This window comes from Pseudoalteromonas luteoviolacea (assembly GCF_001696455.1).
Lineage (GTDB): Bacteria > Pseudomonadota > Gammaproteobacteria > Enterobacterales > Alteromonadaceae > Pseudoalteromonas > Pseudoalteromonas luteoviolacea_C.
Genome location: NZ_MAUJ01000010.1, coordinates 108,219 through 122,799, shown reverse-complemented (window position 1 = coordinate 122,799; position 14,581 = coordinate 108,219). Strand labels below are relative to the sequence as shown.

Sequence of the window (14,581 nt, the reverse complement as noted above, 5' to 3'; positions counted from 1 at the left end):
GTCGTAATTAATCGGCTCAATATATTGAAAAGTAGGGGTAAATTTGGCAGTTACGGTTGCTGACGCTTTTTATATTCGCGAGGAGACATTTGTGTGTAGCGACGGAAGATTTTCTCGAAGTGACTGAGGTCGCCAAATCCAACTTCCATACACAAGTCAGTGATACGTAGGTTTGGATTGTGTTCTATTAATTGGCAAGCTTTGCGGATCCTAAGTTCCGCGAGAATTTGTTTGAAACTGCGCTGTAAAGCGCGTTTGAATAAGTAAGACAGGTGTGACGAGCTAACATAGGCATTGGCGGCCAACTCTTTAAGAGAGATATCGCGTTGCCAGTGCTCTAGAATATAGGACAGCGCCTTTTGCAAGCTGGGGTGGTATTTGTTAAACGGTGTTAAATCACCAGCCAGCAAATATTCCACACAATTTTGTGGATTTTGCGTAAATGCGTTTGTATTTGCAAGCTCAGGGTAAATATTAACTAAGGTGTGTTCGCTGATGTCATTCTCTTGCGCCAACGTAAAAGTACGCAGTAATACTTTTTCCAGCTCGGCAATGTTGTTAGGCCAACGGTAGTTTTTTAAAACCGATTTCGCTTGTTCAGTTAACTGCTGTTGAGGTGAAAGCTGGTAGACTTCGGAGAGCTGATCGACCAGTGTATAAATATCATCAGGTCGTTCACGCAATGGTGGGATCTGCAAACTGAAAAAGTTTAATTTTTGCCACAGACTCGGCAGAAACCGTGCTTGGTCAACGAGTGTTTGGATGTCAGATTCACTGGCACTAATGATGCGAATACGCTGCAAGTCAATTTTGCTGGTATAGCTCGCACTGTTTCTACTTTGTGTGGTGAGTTGTTCGAGTAGATACTTTTGCTGTGTTAAAGATAGCGCATCAATATGGCTGAAAAAAATACACCCCTGATTCATCGTTTTATTTACGTGGTGTAGTTTTTTGGCAAAATCGTCCTCGTCGCAGCTGGCACAGTCAATTTCGTAAAATGGATGGTGTTTTGCGTAACTACTAAAGTGGATCGAGCAGGCGACATCAATGACTTCACTGCCTGACTCAGCTTGGATATAGACTGGACATAACTTAGCGGCTATCCGCTCAATGGTTTTTTCCAAATTTAATATTTGATCACTATAGCCTTGCAGTGACGCTTTTTTGCCAAGGTACCTGCGAGATAGTGTCTGAATTGCATTGCGTTTAACCAGTATACCTATTTGGCTTGAAAGCTGTGTGAGTTCTGATTGTGTCGGACGAGGCAGGCTACTTTTGGTGAGTAGATTTAAAGCCCCAATACGTTTTCTCTGATATACAATGGGATAACTCTGCTGGTTGTTGCTTACAGAATTGTTTTCTTGATTAAACACAATGTGTGTTTTTAGCTGTTGCGTTTTGTCTTCCACTTCTAAAGAAAGCTGTCGCAGGGTGTGTTCTGGACATCTCGCATTAAGATAGCGAGTAAGTGATTGAGTGAGGGGTAATTGGTTTTCTATCGCATCTGATGGTGAGATAGCGCTTAATGTTGATTCATTCATCGTTGACTCCAAAGCAATATTAACTTTTGTCTAGCGAAAATCCTTTCTAAGTAAAAAACACAATATTTTGCTTTTTACACATTTGGAAATTTACAAACAAGGTGATTTAAGGCTGTGGATACAACTTAAGTAATTTTTCTCGTTTTCAATCGGGGTAACTTACGAACTATTAATTACATATTATTACGCGAAGGTTAATTTAACGTGTAATTAAGTGGTTATTTCGATGGTGAGGTGGTGAGGGACTACCCAAATAGGTTTAGTTCGTAACGGAGAGTTTGTAAAGAAAAGGCGTGTTATTAGACGCCTTTTCTGTGAGTGAAATCTATAGTGCTTTGAAGCGGATAGCGGTTCCGCCACTGGTCGCTAAGTTGAGGGACAGTGTGTCTTTGTGTGTCACTATATGCTTTTTAACGGTCAGTGCATACGGGTTTTGTTGCCAGTTGGCGTTGTCACCATCTTGATAGATTTGTGCTTCATAGCGTTGGCCAGGTGACAAAAAGTCCAACTCGACAGTCAACTTGCGCGCCTGCTCATCGGTAATTGCGCCTAAATACCAATCGTTGCCTGCGTATTTTCCGCGTGCACGTTCTTTACGAGCAAATACAACGTAGTCTCCGACCTCTCCAGCCAGTGCGATACTGTGCTCCCAGTCTGCGGGCACATCTTTAATAAACTGAAATGCATCTGGCCTTGCTAGATAATTTTCAGGTAAATCAGCGGCCATTTGAACAGGGCTATATAGCACAACATAAAGGGCAAGCTGTTTGGCCAGCGTTGTTTGCGGTCTATTGGTTTTATCACCAAGCCCATTGAAACCCATATCAAAAATACCCGGTGTAAAATCCATCGGACCGGCTAGCATGCGCGTAAAGGCGAGCATGGGGGTGTGTTCGGGTGGATTCGGCGGAGTGCCCCAAGCATTGAACTCTTGGCCTCTTGCACCTTCACGGGTAAGCCAGTTCGGATAAGTACGGCGCAGGCCGGTATCCTTGATTGGCTCATGGGTGTTAATACTAATTTTATACTTTGCAGCGAGTTTGATGTTGTCCAAATATTCATTCACCATAAACTGTCCGTCATGCCACTCGAACCTTGCATGGCCACGTTCGTCAATGCGTTTGATATTGCCTCCATCTGCAACATAGCCTGTTTTTACCTGTGTGACTCCAGCCTGTTCATACAGTTTAAAGGCTTCATCCATTTGCTTTCGATAGTTACTGACATTACCAGATGTTTCATGGTGGCCAATCAGGCGTGCGCCCACTTTGTCCGCATGTGCCTTAATGGCATCAATGTCGAAATCAGGGTAGGCTTGGGTAAAACTGAATACATCGCCATTGAAAAACCAATCGCCATCCCAGCCGACATTCCAGCCTTCAACTAACACACCGTCAAAGCCATGTTCTGCGGCAAAGCTGAGGTATCTTTTAGTGCGCTCTGTGGTTGCGCCATGCTTTTTACCACTGCCCCAAGTATGCTTGCCGATATGCATGCCCCACCAAATGCCCGTGTACTTTCCTGGTTGAACCCAAGATACATCACCCAGTTTATTCGGTTCGTTCAGGTTGAGAATAAGATGAGAGTTGAGCAAATCCGTGGCTTGATCGCCTACCTGAAGGGTACGCCAAGGTGTTTTAAACTGACCGTTGGTTTTAACTGCGATGCCATCAGACCAAGGCGTTAAGTCGCTGACGAAGGTGCCCGGCCTGCGCTGGTTTAATGTCATACCGGCATAGTCCACAAGTGCCGCCTCGTGAATACTCATATGTACACCCTGATTATTTTTAAAAGTAAACGGTGTATGTACGTGCGCAGCTTTATGCAATGAGGTGGTATTGTAAGTGTACTCGTAGCGGTTCCAGCCTCTAGCAGGGATCCACCAAGCTTGGCTTTGGTCACTGTCCGTAATGCTAAACTCAGTAAGTTCACGCGTAATATATCGAGCGCCATCTTGATTGACTTCGTAGCGGAACCCCAATCCATCATCAAAGACACGAATACGAACACGGTACTGAGTCGCTTTGGTGGTTTTATCTGCAAAGGTGACCAGTAGTTCGTTGTGATGATCGGTAATTTCTCTGGCTTCACCCCAAGGTTGTTGCCAAGTACTGTTTCGGCTGGCCCGCTCGGTATGGCTGATATACATATTGTCGCGCATGGATGGCGCGCGGGCAAAATCGAACCCCAATGACGATGGATTTATAATCGTCTGGCCTTGAAAAGCTACTTGGTACTTAGGCTGAGTATGATCATCACTGATTGTGAAGGTCAGTTGCTTATCCGGTGATTGAACGCTGAAACTGGCTGCATGGGCAGTCATGTTAAGCGCGAAAAGCCCCGTGGTCAGGCTAACCACAAGGTTGAGTGAGCTTGAGTAACGCATTTTTTTATTCTCTTTGTGCAATTAGTTACATCTAGCTTAAGGGCAATTCAAGAGGCTCTAAATGGCTTGCATACGTATTCAAATTTAAAATGCGATGAATGCATTATTTACGTCGTCCGGTCTATACTCAAATGAAAAACTAGGCCTGATAAGGACAGCGTTATATGCAGCGTCAACAGCAAGTAAAAATACCAACAAAGCGAAACAGGAAAAGGCGAGTGTTATCGGCGTTGGCACGGGTGAGTTTATTCACCGTGTTAGGGGCAACCAGTGTGGCTGCCAAGGCTGTCACGGTTAAGGTGACCGATGAGGAAGGCCAGCCGGTGAATGAGGCAGTTGTATGGTTTGAAAGCAGTCAGCTAACCAAACAAAGTGCCATAACCAAGCTGGACTACAAAATGGGGCAGCGAGATAGAGCGTTTACGCCACATATTTTGGTGGTACCGAAAGGGGCTCAGGTGTCTTTTCCAAATTATGACTCAATTTTGCATCATGTTTATTCCTTTTCTGCAGCACAACCTTTTGAATTCAAACTATATCGTGATAACCCACAAGCGCTCACGTTTGCCAATACTGGTGTAGTAGAGCTGGGGTGTAACATCCATGATTGGATGTTGGGTTATATTTTGGTTGTGGATTCCACCCATTTTGCGATCACAAATGATAAAGGAGTGGCTGACGTTTCTTTGAGTAAGCCCGTTGCGCAAGACGTGACAATTCATGTTTGGCATGAAGGGTTTGCTGACTTAGACCAACCAGAATCGATAAAAATGACAACGCTTAAAACTAATCAAACGCTGACGTACCAACTTAATCAGTCGTTGTTCAAACCAAAGGAAGATTTTTCAGATGAATTTGACGACTATGAATAGATCGCAAGTCGTGTCGGCATGTCTGTTGAGCGGTGCGCTGAGTGCAAGCCCATTGGTTTATGGACAAAGCGCGCAACACAAAGGCTTTATACAAGCAAGCTGGCAGTCTGCCAGTGAGTATGCCTCTTGGTATGAACGAGGGGCTTCGGTTAATCGATTTGGTGCGGGTGACGATCGCTTGAACTTAAGTCGGGCTGTACTTGATTCTCGCTTTGACTTGAGCAGCAGCTGGTCGGCGCACAGTGTTGTTCAATATGTGCCAGACCCTGATAGCAAGGTGGGCTTTACAGAGCTTTATGCTCAGTACAAACCAATCAGTAAAGGCGCCTATCAGCCACAGTTACGAGTAGGTGGCTTTTACCCCAAAATGTCTTTAGAAAACCCAGATATTGGTTGGTCTTCACCTTACAATTATAATTATTCGGCGTTGAATGCATGGCTGGGTGAAGAGCTCAGGGTTTTTGGTCTGGAGGCCAGTCTTAAGCGCAGTGGCAAGCGCTTGAAAACCCCCAGTGATCATAATTGGCAATGGTTTGTCGGTGTTTACAAAGGCAATGACCCGACCGGGGCCGTGCTGTCTTGGCGAGGTTTTTCTTCACATGATAGACAATCCGTATTTAATGAATCGTTGAGGCTGCGCCCTACAGCGGGGTTTATGTCACCTCAACTCAGTGGTCAAGCATGGCAAATAGAGCCTTTCACAGAAATAGATGGGCGCTTTGGCTACTATATTGGTGCCCACTGGAGCTATCAAAACCGTCATTCATTAAGAGCATATTGGTATGATAATAATGGTGATCCTGCCATAGTAAATTATGATACCGGCCAATATGCGTGGGATACCAAGTTTTGGAGCTTGGCATATAAATTCAAAATTACTCGCCAAACCCATTTAATTGCTCAGGCTATGTCAGGTAATACTGCAATGGGTAGAGCGCGTGGAGTGGACAATGATTTCGATACTCAGTTTGTGTTGTTAACACATCGCTGGAAGAAATTCCGTATTAGTGGGCGTATTGAGCAATTCCAAGTAAAAGACTTGGATCACTGGACATTCGACCCCAACGCAAGTGATGGCGGGGCAATTACGACAACCCTAAAATGGCGCCTGACCGACAGTTGGCGACTCGGTGCTGAATTCCAGTACTTAGAAACCAAAGTGGCTAATCGTGCCGATGGCAACTTCCCTACAAGGCAGATTGAGCAACTGTGGCGAGTGAGTGGCGAATATCGCTTTTAGAGTAAGGCTGCGTTATATCGCAGCCTTACGGTTTCACTTGATGGGGGCTAGTCACAGAGTCTGTTCAAGCCATTGAGCGCTGCAACACGGTAGGCTTCAGCCATCGTTGGGTAATTGAAGGTGGTATTGACAAAATACTCAACGTTATTGCCTTCCCCTTTTTGTTCCATGATGGCTTGACCAATGTGGACAATCTCTGACGCACGCTCGCCAAAACAATGAATGCCCAGTATTTCTTTGGTTTTGGTGTGGAATAAGATTTTTAAACTGCCCACTTCTGTGCTGGCAATTTGTGCCCGTGCTAGGTGTTTAAACTGGGCGCGACCCACCTCATAAGGGATCTTTGCAGCGGTAAGCTCTTGCTCGGTTTTTCCCACTGAGCTCATTTCGGGTATGGTATAAATGCCAGTTGGAATATCGGTAATTAAGCGATCGTCACACTGACCATTGGCAATTGCATTGGCTGCAATTCGCCCCTGATCAAAGGCAGCACTGGCTAAACTTGGGTATCCAATGACATCACCGACTGCGTAGATATTATCTAATTCAGTCTGATAATACTCATTGACGCGCAACTGGCCACGACCATCGGCTTTTAACCCAACGGTTTCAAGGTTTAAGCTGTCCGTATTACCCGTGCGGCCATTGGCCCATAGAATACAATCCGCTTTGACTTTTTTGCCAGATTGAAGGTGTAAGATAACACCTTGATCAGAGGTTTCGACTTTTGCATATTCTTCGTTATGGCGGATCACGATACCGCTATTCCAAAAGTGGTAGCTCAGTGCATCGGAAATTTCATCATCCATAAACGACAGTAATCTATCGCGGGTATTAATAAGGTCTACTTTAGCACCTAGCCCTTTGAATATTGACGCATATTCACAGCCTATCACCCCTGCACCATAGACGATAACGCGCTGTGGATTATGTTCTAACTTTAAAATCGTGTCACTGTCGTACACCCTTGGGTGATCGAAGTCGACGCCTGGTGGGCGGTATGGTCGAGAGCCCGTAGCGATGACGATGGTTTGCGCTGTGAGGGTATCTTGTGAGCCGTCTAAGTGTGTAACACGAATGGTATGGGCGTCTACAAAACTGGCTTCACCTTGGTACATATGAATGCGATTACGGTCGTAGAAACTTGAGCGTAGTGACGATTGTTTGCCAATAACGTCGCTGGCATGATTCAAAATATCTTGAAACGTGAGCCGTTTTGGACGCTCGGTAAATCGGTAAAGTGGATTGGCTTTATATTCGATAAGTCGACTGACTGAGTGTCGCAATGCTTTTGATGGAATGGTACCCCAGTGCACACAACCGCCGCCGACCGAGGTTTGCTTTTCGATTACGGCTACTTTTTTCTGGCTTTTTGACAAATTCATTGCGGCGCCTTCGCCACCGGGTCCAGTACCTATGATGATGGCGTCATACTGATATGACTTTGTAGGAGTGTCTGTTGGTTTGTCTTTAGATTTTGTCACGGCCTCGCCTTACTTGCTATTGGGAGGCGTCGGTACAGCATGGGGCTAACTTGCCGCGCCTTTTAACAGCCTCGAGTTAAGTGCTAACCACGCCTGTTTTTGTGTATGCCAAGCTTGTTCTAACTCCAAATACTGTTTGTGCAGAGCTGATTGTTCGCATTGTTCTAACACGGCATGTTTTTTCGCTTCCAGTACTTGCTTTTGTATCGCACAGAAGTGCTGAAGCTTTTTCAGAAGCAAATCATATTCTTGTTGTAACAATGTAAGCTTATCTTGGGCTAAAGGCAATTTTGCGAGCGTAACTTTTGTTTTGTTCAAAAGCGTTTCTGCTTTGGCTTTTTCAATGCGTTCAACAGGTGTACGCTTGAGTTTGCTGGCTAAGCCCAAATAGGCCAGCGCGCGGATCATCCATTTGGTTGGATCGTAATGATACCAGCGAATGCCGTTGCGATAGTCACTGGCAAAAATATGATGGAAGTTGTGGTATCCCTCACCGTAAGTCAGCAATGCCAAGAAGCCGTTGTCTCTTGCTGTATTTTTTTCAGTGTATGGACGACTGCCCCATATGTGCGCCAAAGAGTTAATAAAAAAGGTGAAGTGTTGACTTAATACTAAGCGTAGTACACCGGCCAGCAGTAGCATGCCAAAGATATCGCCAAGGGCCAAACCCAGCAGCAGCGGAATACCAATATTGGTGAGCAGTACCAATTTTAAATAGTGTTTGTGCTGCCACATCACGATTTTGTTACGCTGTAAATCTCGTGCATTACTATAATCACCGTAGCCGTCGCCTTGGTAGTCTCTTAACATCCAACCTATGTGGCTATACCAAAAACCACGGGTTGCGGCATACGGATCTTTAACTGGATCATCAACCTGACCGTGGTGCACTCGATGATCACTGCTCCAATGTAAAATACTATTTTGCAGCGCAAATGCGCCGCCCAAAGCAAAAAATACCTGGATTATTGGGTGGGTTTCATAGGCTTTATGTGCCCAGAGACGGTGGTAACCCGCAGTAATCGACATGCCTGCATAAAACATACAGGCGATAAATGCGACCCAGTGGGTCAGGGTATAACCATACTCATACCCATACCAAGGGACGAGGGTGACGGCGGCTAAAAACGACAGACTAAAAAATATTACATTAGTCCAAATAATCGGCGGTTTTTTCATTTTTTAAAATCTCAGCGTACACTTGTACGCTAAAATAGTATTTCATTCTTGCGCCGTCAAGTATTAGACTGCCCAAAGAGCACAATATAGTGAATTTAGAAGGGGTCATTCATGTCGGGTGTGCGTGCACAACAAAAACAAAAAACGCGACAGGCGCTGATTGAGGCGGCATTTAACCAGTTAAGCGCCGAGCACAGCTTTTCGAACCTGAGCTTACGTGAAGTCGCTCGAGAAGCGGGTATTGCGCCAACTTCTTTTTATCGCCACTTCAAAGATATGAATGAATTAGGCCTTACCTTAGTCGATGAAGCCGGCTTGACGCTGCGCCAATTAATGCGTCAGGCTAGGCGTCGTATTGCGAGTGGAGGCAGCGTGATTAACACCTCTGTACTGACCTTCATGGAATTCATCGAAACGTCTAGCAACCAATTTCGTCTGCTTCTAAGAGAACGCTCAGGTACTTCTCCTGCATTTCGCGCCGCGGTAGCACGCGAAATTAAACACTTTATTCTGGAATTAGCGCATTACTTGGAATCAGAAACTAAAGTCGAAGCACATCATGCTTACATGCAAGCGGAAGCCATGGTGACCATCGTATTCAGTTCTGGTGCTGAAGCGCTCGATCTGGATCCACAACAACGAGAAGAATTAACTGAGCGTTTAATATGGCAACTACGTTATATCGCTAAAGGGGCATCTGGATATCAAAAAGAGCCCGATAAGAGCTTATAGCAGACCCCGCGTTTGAAAAGAAATCCGCCAATTGGCGGTTTTTTTTCGTCCACAATTTTTAACCACATGAAGTGGGTTATTAACCTATTTAAAATCTAAAACTAGGTGAGTATGTGGATGTAAAATCTTAAAATCTTGCACTTTGTGGATTTTTATTTCTTTAATGTCCGCTTTTTCATGTGTTTTGTGAAAAAATTATGCTTGATCTGTTGTTTTTGCACGTGTTAAAACATAGTCAATTCATCAACAGGTACGATTGCTCAAATGAAAAATATCACGCTACTGTCAATTTTGCTTAACCTCTTACTGCTTACTTTAAGTAAGGGCGGGGCTTAGTTGCGTGTCGTGAGCAACCAAATAGCAAACCCCGCCATAGAGCGGGGTTTTTTATTTTGCGCGAGGAAATAGGAATGCAGGACAAGGTCTGGATTTTTGATACAACATTAAGAGATGGCGAGCAGGCTTTAAAAGCCAGCTTAACCGAAGAAGATAAGATTCAATTAGCGCACACCATTAGTCGACTCAATGTAGATGTGATGGAAGTTGGGTTTCCAGTATCAAGCCCTGCGGACTTTAGAGCGGTGCAGCGTATTGCGAATGAGGTTAAAGGCCCTGCTATTTGCGGGCTAGCTCGCGCGATGCCAAAAGATATTGAGGCCTGTGGTCTGGCGTTAAAGGGCGCTCAGCAGCCGCGCATCCATACTTTCATTGCGACCAGCCCGCTGCATTTAAAGCACAAGTTGCGCAAGTCCCTAGATGACGTCATTGAAATGGCTGAACGTTCGATAAAGCAAGCACTTCAATATACCGATGATGTCGAATTTTCATGTGAAGATGCGGGTCGAACTCCCTTTGACGATTTATGCAAAGTGGTTGATCGAGCAATCAGTGCGGGTGCAACAACCATCAATATTCCTGATACTGTGGGTTACACCACCCCCGATGAGTACGCGGCAATTATCCATCATTTGCGCAATAACGTCGCAAACATTGATAAAGCCCGCTTAAGCGTACATTGCCACAATGATTTGGGCTTGGCAGTGGCAAATTCTATTGCGGCAGTGCAAGCCGGTGCAAGACAAATTGAATGTACCATCAATGGCATTGGTGAGCGCGCGGGCAACTGCTCACTAGAAGAAGTGGCGATGATTATGCAAATGCGCCAAGACCACTTGAAGGTGCATACGGATATTCGCAGTGAAGAGATTTACCGGGCATCGCGGCAGGTTGCAACAATATGCAATATGCCAGTACAGCCAAACAAGGCCATCGTTGGGGAAAATGCGTTTGCACACAGCTCGGGCATTCACCAAGACGGTGTTTTAAAAGCGCAAAATACCTATGAAATCATGGCACCCGAAACCGTGGGGGTGCCAAACAATCAACTCAATATGACGTCTCGCTCGGGACGCCATGTTATCGAACATCGTTTGTCTGAATTGGGCTACCAAGCCGAAGATTACGATATGGATCAGCTTTATACCAGTTTCTTAGAATTGGCAGATCAAAAGGGCACCGTTTACGACTATGACCTTGAAGCGATGATCCACTTCAACAAGTTAGCTGAGCAGGATGAGTTTTATCAGCTGCAATTTGTAAACGCATCATCGAACTCTCAATCTATTGCCAGTGCAACAGTGGGCATGAGTCTGGGTGATGACTTGTGTCAAGAAGCTGCGACGGGTAATGGCCCAGTAGAAGCTGCGTTTTTGGCCATTGAGCGCATAACAGGGCAAGCAGTTGAAGTAATCGAATACAACTTAGAAGCAACAGGTCAAGGTGCAAGTTCACTGGGCCAAGTCAATATCATCGCCAAGTTTGATGGCCGCCAATATCACGGTGCGGGCTTGGCAGCAGATGTGGTTGAAGCATCTGTCAGGGCGATGATACGTGTATACAACTTAATTGATAGGGCACGCAAAGTGTCGGATCTAAAGCAACAAAGGAAAGCAGGATGAGTCAGAAAAGTTATCAGGTCGCAGTTCTAGCGGGGGATGGCATTGGCCCTGAAGTAATGGCAGCTGCAGAGCTGGTGTTAAATCGCGTGAGTAAAGAGTTTGCGTTTCACTTAGACTTGGTACCGCAAGCGATTGGCGGTGCTGCCATTGATGAATTTGGTCAGGCGTTACCCGCACAAACATTAGCGGCATGTGAAGCCGCAGATGCGATTCTTTTTGGTTCAGTTGGCGGTCCTAAATGGGCGGATTTACCACCAGAACAACAACCTGAGCGCGCGTCTTTATTGCCGCTACGTAAGCACTTTGGCTTGTTTTGCAACCTGAGACCAGCACAACTGCTGCCTGCACTGAGCGCGGCATCACCACTGCGTGCTGATATTAGTGCGCAGGGCTTTGATATTTTATGTGTTAGAGAGCTGACTGGCGGGATTTACTTCGGTGATAAAGGGCGTGATGGCAGTGGTGAAGAAGAGTATGCGTTTGATACGCAGAAATATAGCCGCAAAGAGATTGAACGCATTGCACGCTTTGCCTTTGAAGCGGCAAGGTTACGCAGTAATCATGTGACATCGGTAGATAAGTCCAATGTATTGGCGTCCAGCGTCTTATGGCGTGAAGTGGTTATAGAGGTGAGTAAAGAGTACCCAGATGTCACGCTAGATCATATCTACATTGATAACGCAGCCATGCAATTGGTGAAGCAACCCAGCCAATTTGATGTGCTGTTGTGCGACAACTTGTTTGGCGACATTTTATCGGATGAGTGCGCCATGATCACGGGCTCGATGGGGCTATTGCCCTCGGCAAGCTTAAACCAGTCAGGGTTTGGTTTATACGAGCCTGCGGGCGGTTCGGCGCCTGATATTGCGGGGCAGGGAATAGCCAATCCAATCGCACAAATCTTAAGTGCAGCACTGATGTTGCGCTATTCATTAGGCGAAGATGAAGCTGCTAGACGTATCGAAAAAGCGGTAGCTGAAGCCGTGGCTCAGGGGATTGGTACCCCAGATATTTACCCACAGGCGGCATACACAACTTTGGATGTTGCTCAAGCGATTGTGAATCGCATCTAGTAATAAACCATGAATGCGTAATTTAGCGTTTAAAGAAAGGATGTAGCAAGTGGCACAAACTTTATACGACAAAATATGGCAAGCCCATGTGGTTGCCAAAATTAATGAGCAAACCGACTTACTTTACGTGGATAGGCACTTAGTCCATGAGGTCACTTCTCCACAGGCATTTGCGGGGCTACGCGAGAAAAACCGTCCAGTACGTTGTCCTGAAAAAACCTTTGCAACGATGGATCACAATGTGTCGACAAAAAGCCGCTCAATTGACGCGGCCAGCGAAGTGAGTAAAAACCAGCTGCAAGCGTTGGCAGAAAACTGCAAAGAGTTTGGTGTTCGACTGTACGATTTAGAGTCTATAAACCAAGGGATTGTACATGTTATGGGGCCTGAGCAAGGCATAACCTTACCGGGCACAACGATTGTATGTGGTGATAGTCACACTTCTACCCATGGCGCTTTTGGGGCATTAGCACATGGTATTGGCACCTCAGAAGTGGAGCATGTACTGGCGACTCAAACACTACAACAGAAAAAAGCGAAATCTCTAAAAATCCAAATTAATGGTCAGTTGCGTCCAACCGTCACCGCAAAAGACTTAATTATGGCTGTGATTGGTGAGTTAGGCACCGCTGGTGGAACAGGTTATGTAGCAGAGTTTTGTGGCAGTGCCATAGAGTCTCTGTCAATGGAATCGCGCATGACGCTGTGTAATATGAGCATTGAGATGGGCGCTAAAGCTGGTTTAATTGCGCCTGATGAAACCACTTATGCCTATTTAGAGGGTCGTCCATTTGCGCCCAAAGGTGATGAGTTTGCACAGGCTGTCGATTACTGGAAAACGCTCCACTCAGATGAGGGGGCGAAGTTCGATCGTGTTGTTGAAATGGCTGCACAAGATATTCAGCCGCAAGTGACATGGGGCACAAGTCCAGAGCAGGTGATAGGCATTGATGAGCCTATCCCAGATCCCGATAAAGAACAGGATTTAATTAAGGCCGATTCAATGCGTTCCGCTTTGAAATATATGGGGCTGGAAGCTGGGCAAAAACTGTCTGACGCAAAAGTGGATACCGTATTTATTGGTTCTTGTACCAATAGTCGTATTGAAGATTTACGTGCGGCAGCAGAGATTGTAAAAGGGCAAACAGTGGCTGATGGCGTAGAAGCGTTAATTGTGCCCGGCTCTGGCTTGGTCAAACAGCAAGCCGAAGAGGAAGGGTTGGCGGATATTTTTGTCGCTGCAGGTTTTGAGTGGCGAGAGCCTGGCTGCTCTATGTGTCTCGCCATGAATGACGATCGACTTGGTTCAGGGAAGCGCTGCGCCTCCACTTCAAATCGAAATTTTGAGGGTCGCCAAGGGCGAGGTGGACGCACCCACCTTGTGAGTCCTGCAATGGCGGCAGCGGCGGCGATTGCCGGGCACTTTACTGATATCCGAGGAGCACAAGCATGAGTATCTATCACACTGGACTAATGGCACCTTTGGATAAAAACAATGTGGATACTGACCAGATTATTCCAAAGCAGTTTTTAACTTCGACGAGTCGAGAGGGTTTTGATAAGGCGCTATTTTATGATTGGCGTTATTTGGACAGCGGTGATGCAGATCCTGAGTTTGTTTTAAATTACCCGCGTTACCAAGGTGCAACGGTATTATTGACCCGTGATAATTTTGGCTGTGGTTCCTCACGTGAACATGCGCCGTGGGCATTAAAGCAGTACGGCTTCACGATTATTTTGGCCGAAAGTTTTGCTGATATATTTTTCAATAACTGTGGCAACAATCAAATGTTGTGCATTGCTCTGGACGCGAAAACACTCGATGATTTGTTTGCTTTGTGCGATCAGCATGAACAGATACATGTAGAGATTGATCTTGAGAATCAGCAAATTATCAGTGAGCAGTTTGCATCTATTCCATTTTCAGTACGTCCAGATATCAAAGCTAGACTGTTAAGCGGATTAGATTTTATTGGTGAAACGGAGCAACTGAACCAACATATCGATGCTTTTGAGCAGCAACTCGCAGCCGTTAGACCTTGGCAGTAATCTTAACCGACACTGCAACCATCGCATTTTTTTGCCATTAAGCCAAAGGCCCTTTAGCCTTTGGCTT

11 protein-coding genes are annotated in these 14,581 nt (G+C 45.7%); 7 read left to right on the top strand and 4 right to left on the bottom strand.

What is annotated here, in order from left to right; translation table 11 throughout:
- Positions 1 to 50 precede the first annotated feature (50 nt).
- Positions 51 to 1,541, bottom strand: a complete 1,491-nt coding sequence (locus A7985_RS21775; protein WP_065792553.1) for an AraC family transcriptional regulator — start codon at positions 1,539 to 1,541, stop codon at positions 51 to 53.
- Between the two features lie 325 nt (positions 1,542 to 1,866).
- The gene (locus tag A7985_RS21770) at positions 1,867 to 3,864 is read right to left on the bottom strand and encodes a glycoside hydrolase family 97 protein (RefSeq protein ID WP_141685416.1); all 1,998 of its coding nucleotides are present in this window, start codon (positions 3,862 to 3,864) and stop codon (positions 1,867 to 1,869) included.
- A 227-nt stretch (positions 3,865 to 4,091) separates the two neighbouring features.
- Between A7985_RS21770 and A7985_RS21765 the strand changes: the two genes are divergently transcribed.
- On the top strand, positions 4,092 to 4,799 hold the full coding sequence (locus A7985_RS21765) for a methylamine utilization protein (RefSeq protein WP_256096829.1): 708 nt from the start codon (positions 4,092 to 4,094) through the stop codon (positions 4,797 to 4,799).
- Positions 4,792 to 6,039 carry an outer membrane beta-barrel protein gene (locus A7985_RS21760; RefSeq protein ID WP_065792551.1) on the top strand — a complete coding sequence of 416 codons (1,248 nt, stop codon included), beginning with the start codon at positions 4,792 to 4,794 and terminating at the stop codon, positions 6,037 to 6,039. Before A7985_RS21765 ends, A7985_RS21760 begins: the two co-directional genes overlap by 8 nt.
- Positions 6,040 to 6,086: 47 nt before the next feature.
- Here A7985_RS21760 and sthA read toward each other — a convergent pair whose 3' ends face one another.
- Both sthA and A7985_RS21750 read right to left on the bottom strand, forming a co-directional pair.
- A complete protein-coding gene (sthA, locus tag A7985_RS21755) occupies positions 6,087 to 7,523 on the bottom strand; it encodes a Si-specific NAD(P)(+) transhydrogenase (protein ID WP_065792550.1) in 1,437 nt (478 codons plus the stop codon).
- Positions 7,524 to 7,568: 45 nt separating this feature from the next.
- Positions 7,569 to 8,702: an acyl-CoA desaturase gene (locus A7985_RS21750; RefSeq protein WP_065792549.1), complete on the bottom strand. Its 1,134-nt coding sequence runs from the start codon at positions 8,700 to 8,702 to the stop codon at positions 7,569 to 7,571.
- A 111-nt stretch (positions 8,703 to 8,813) separates the two neighbouring features.
- Between A7985_RS21750 and fabR the strand changes: the two genes are divergently transcribed.
- From fabR to leuD, 5 genes are all read left to right on the top strand, one after another.
- The gene (fabR, locus tag A7985_RS21745; protein ID WP_065792548.1) at positions 8,814 to 9,434 is read left to right on the top strand and encodes an HTH-type transcriptional repressor FabR; all 621 of its coding nucleotides are present in this window, start codon (positions 8,814 to 8,816) and stop codon (positions 9,432 to 9,434) included.
- A gap of 410 nt (positions 9,435 to 9,844) precedes the next feature.
- Positions 9,845 to 11,392 carry a 2-isopropylmalate synthase gene (gene leuA / locus A7985_RS21740; RefSeq protein ID WP_065792547.1) on the top strand — a complete coding sequence of 516 codons (1,548 nt, stop codon included), beginning with the start codon at positions 9,845 to 9,847 and terminating at the stop codon, positions 11,390 to 11,392.
- The gene (gene leuB / locus A7985_RS21735; RefSeq protein WP_065792546.1) at positions 11,389 to 12,465 is read left to right on the top strand and encodes a 3-isopropylmalate dehydrogenase; all 1,077 of its coding nucleotides are present in this window, start codon (positions 11,389 to 11,391) and stop codon (positions 12,463 to 12,465) included. Before leuA ends, leuB begins: the two co-directional genes overlap by 4 nt.
- Positions 12,466 to 12,514: 49 nt before the next feature.
- Entirely contained in the window at positions 12,515 to 13,918 is a 1,404-nt protein-coding gene (gene leuC, locus A7985_RS21730; RefSeq protein WP_065792545.1) for a 3-isopropylmalate dehydratase large subunit, read from the top strand.
- On the top strand, positions 13,915 to 14,514 hold the full coding sequence (leuD, locus tag A7985_RS21725) for a 3-isopropylmalate dehydratase small subunit (RefSeq protein WP_065792544.1): 600 nt from the start codon (positions 13,915 to 13,917) through the stop codon (positions 14,512 to 14,514). Before leuC ends, leuD begins: the two co-directional genes overlap by 4 nt.
- The last annotated feature ends 67 nt before the right edge of the window (positions 14,515 to 14,581 follow it).

What these genes read in the sequence shown, in the direction of transcription:
- A7985_RS21775 (WP_065792553.1), bottom strand. Translation starts at nt 1,541, where the DNA reads ATGAATGAATCAACATTAAGCGCTATCTCACCATCAGATGCGATAGAA.
- A7985_RS21770 (WP_141685416.1), bottom strand. Translation starts at nt 3,864, where the DNA reads ATGACTGCCCATGCAGCCAGTTTCAGCGTTCAATCACCGGATAAGCAA.
- A7985_RS21765 (WP_256096829.1), top strand. Translation starts at nt 4,092, where the DNA reads ATGCAGCGTCAACAGCAAGTAAAAATACCAACAAAGCGAAACAGGAAA.
- A7985_RS21760 (WP_065792551.1), top strand. Translation starts at nt 4,792, where the DNA reads ATGAATAGATCGCAAGTCGTGTCGGCATGTCTGTTGAGCGGTGCGCTG.
- A7985_RS21750 (WP_065792549.1), bottom strand. Translation starts at nt 8,702, where the DNA reads ATGAAAAAACCGCCGATTATTTGGACTAATGTAATATTTTTTAGTCTG.
- fabR (WP_065792548.1), top strand. Translation starts at nt 8,814, where the DNA reads ATGTCGGGTGTGCGTGCACAACAAAAACAAAAAACGCGACAGGCGCTG.
- leuA (WP_065792547.1), top strand. Translation starts at nt 9,845, where the DNA reads ATGCAGGACAAGGTCTGGATTTTTGATACAACATTAAGAGATGGCGAG.
- leuB (WP_065792546.1), top strand. Translation starts at nt 11,389, where the DNA reads ATGAGTCAGAAAAGTTATCAGGTCGCAGTTCTAGCGGGGGATGGCATT.
- leuD (WP_065792544.1), top strand. Translation starts at nt 13,915, where the DNA reads ATGAGTATCTATCACACTGGACTAATGGCACCTTTGGATAAAAACAAT.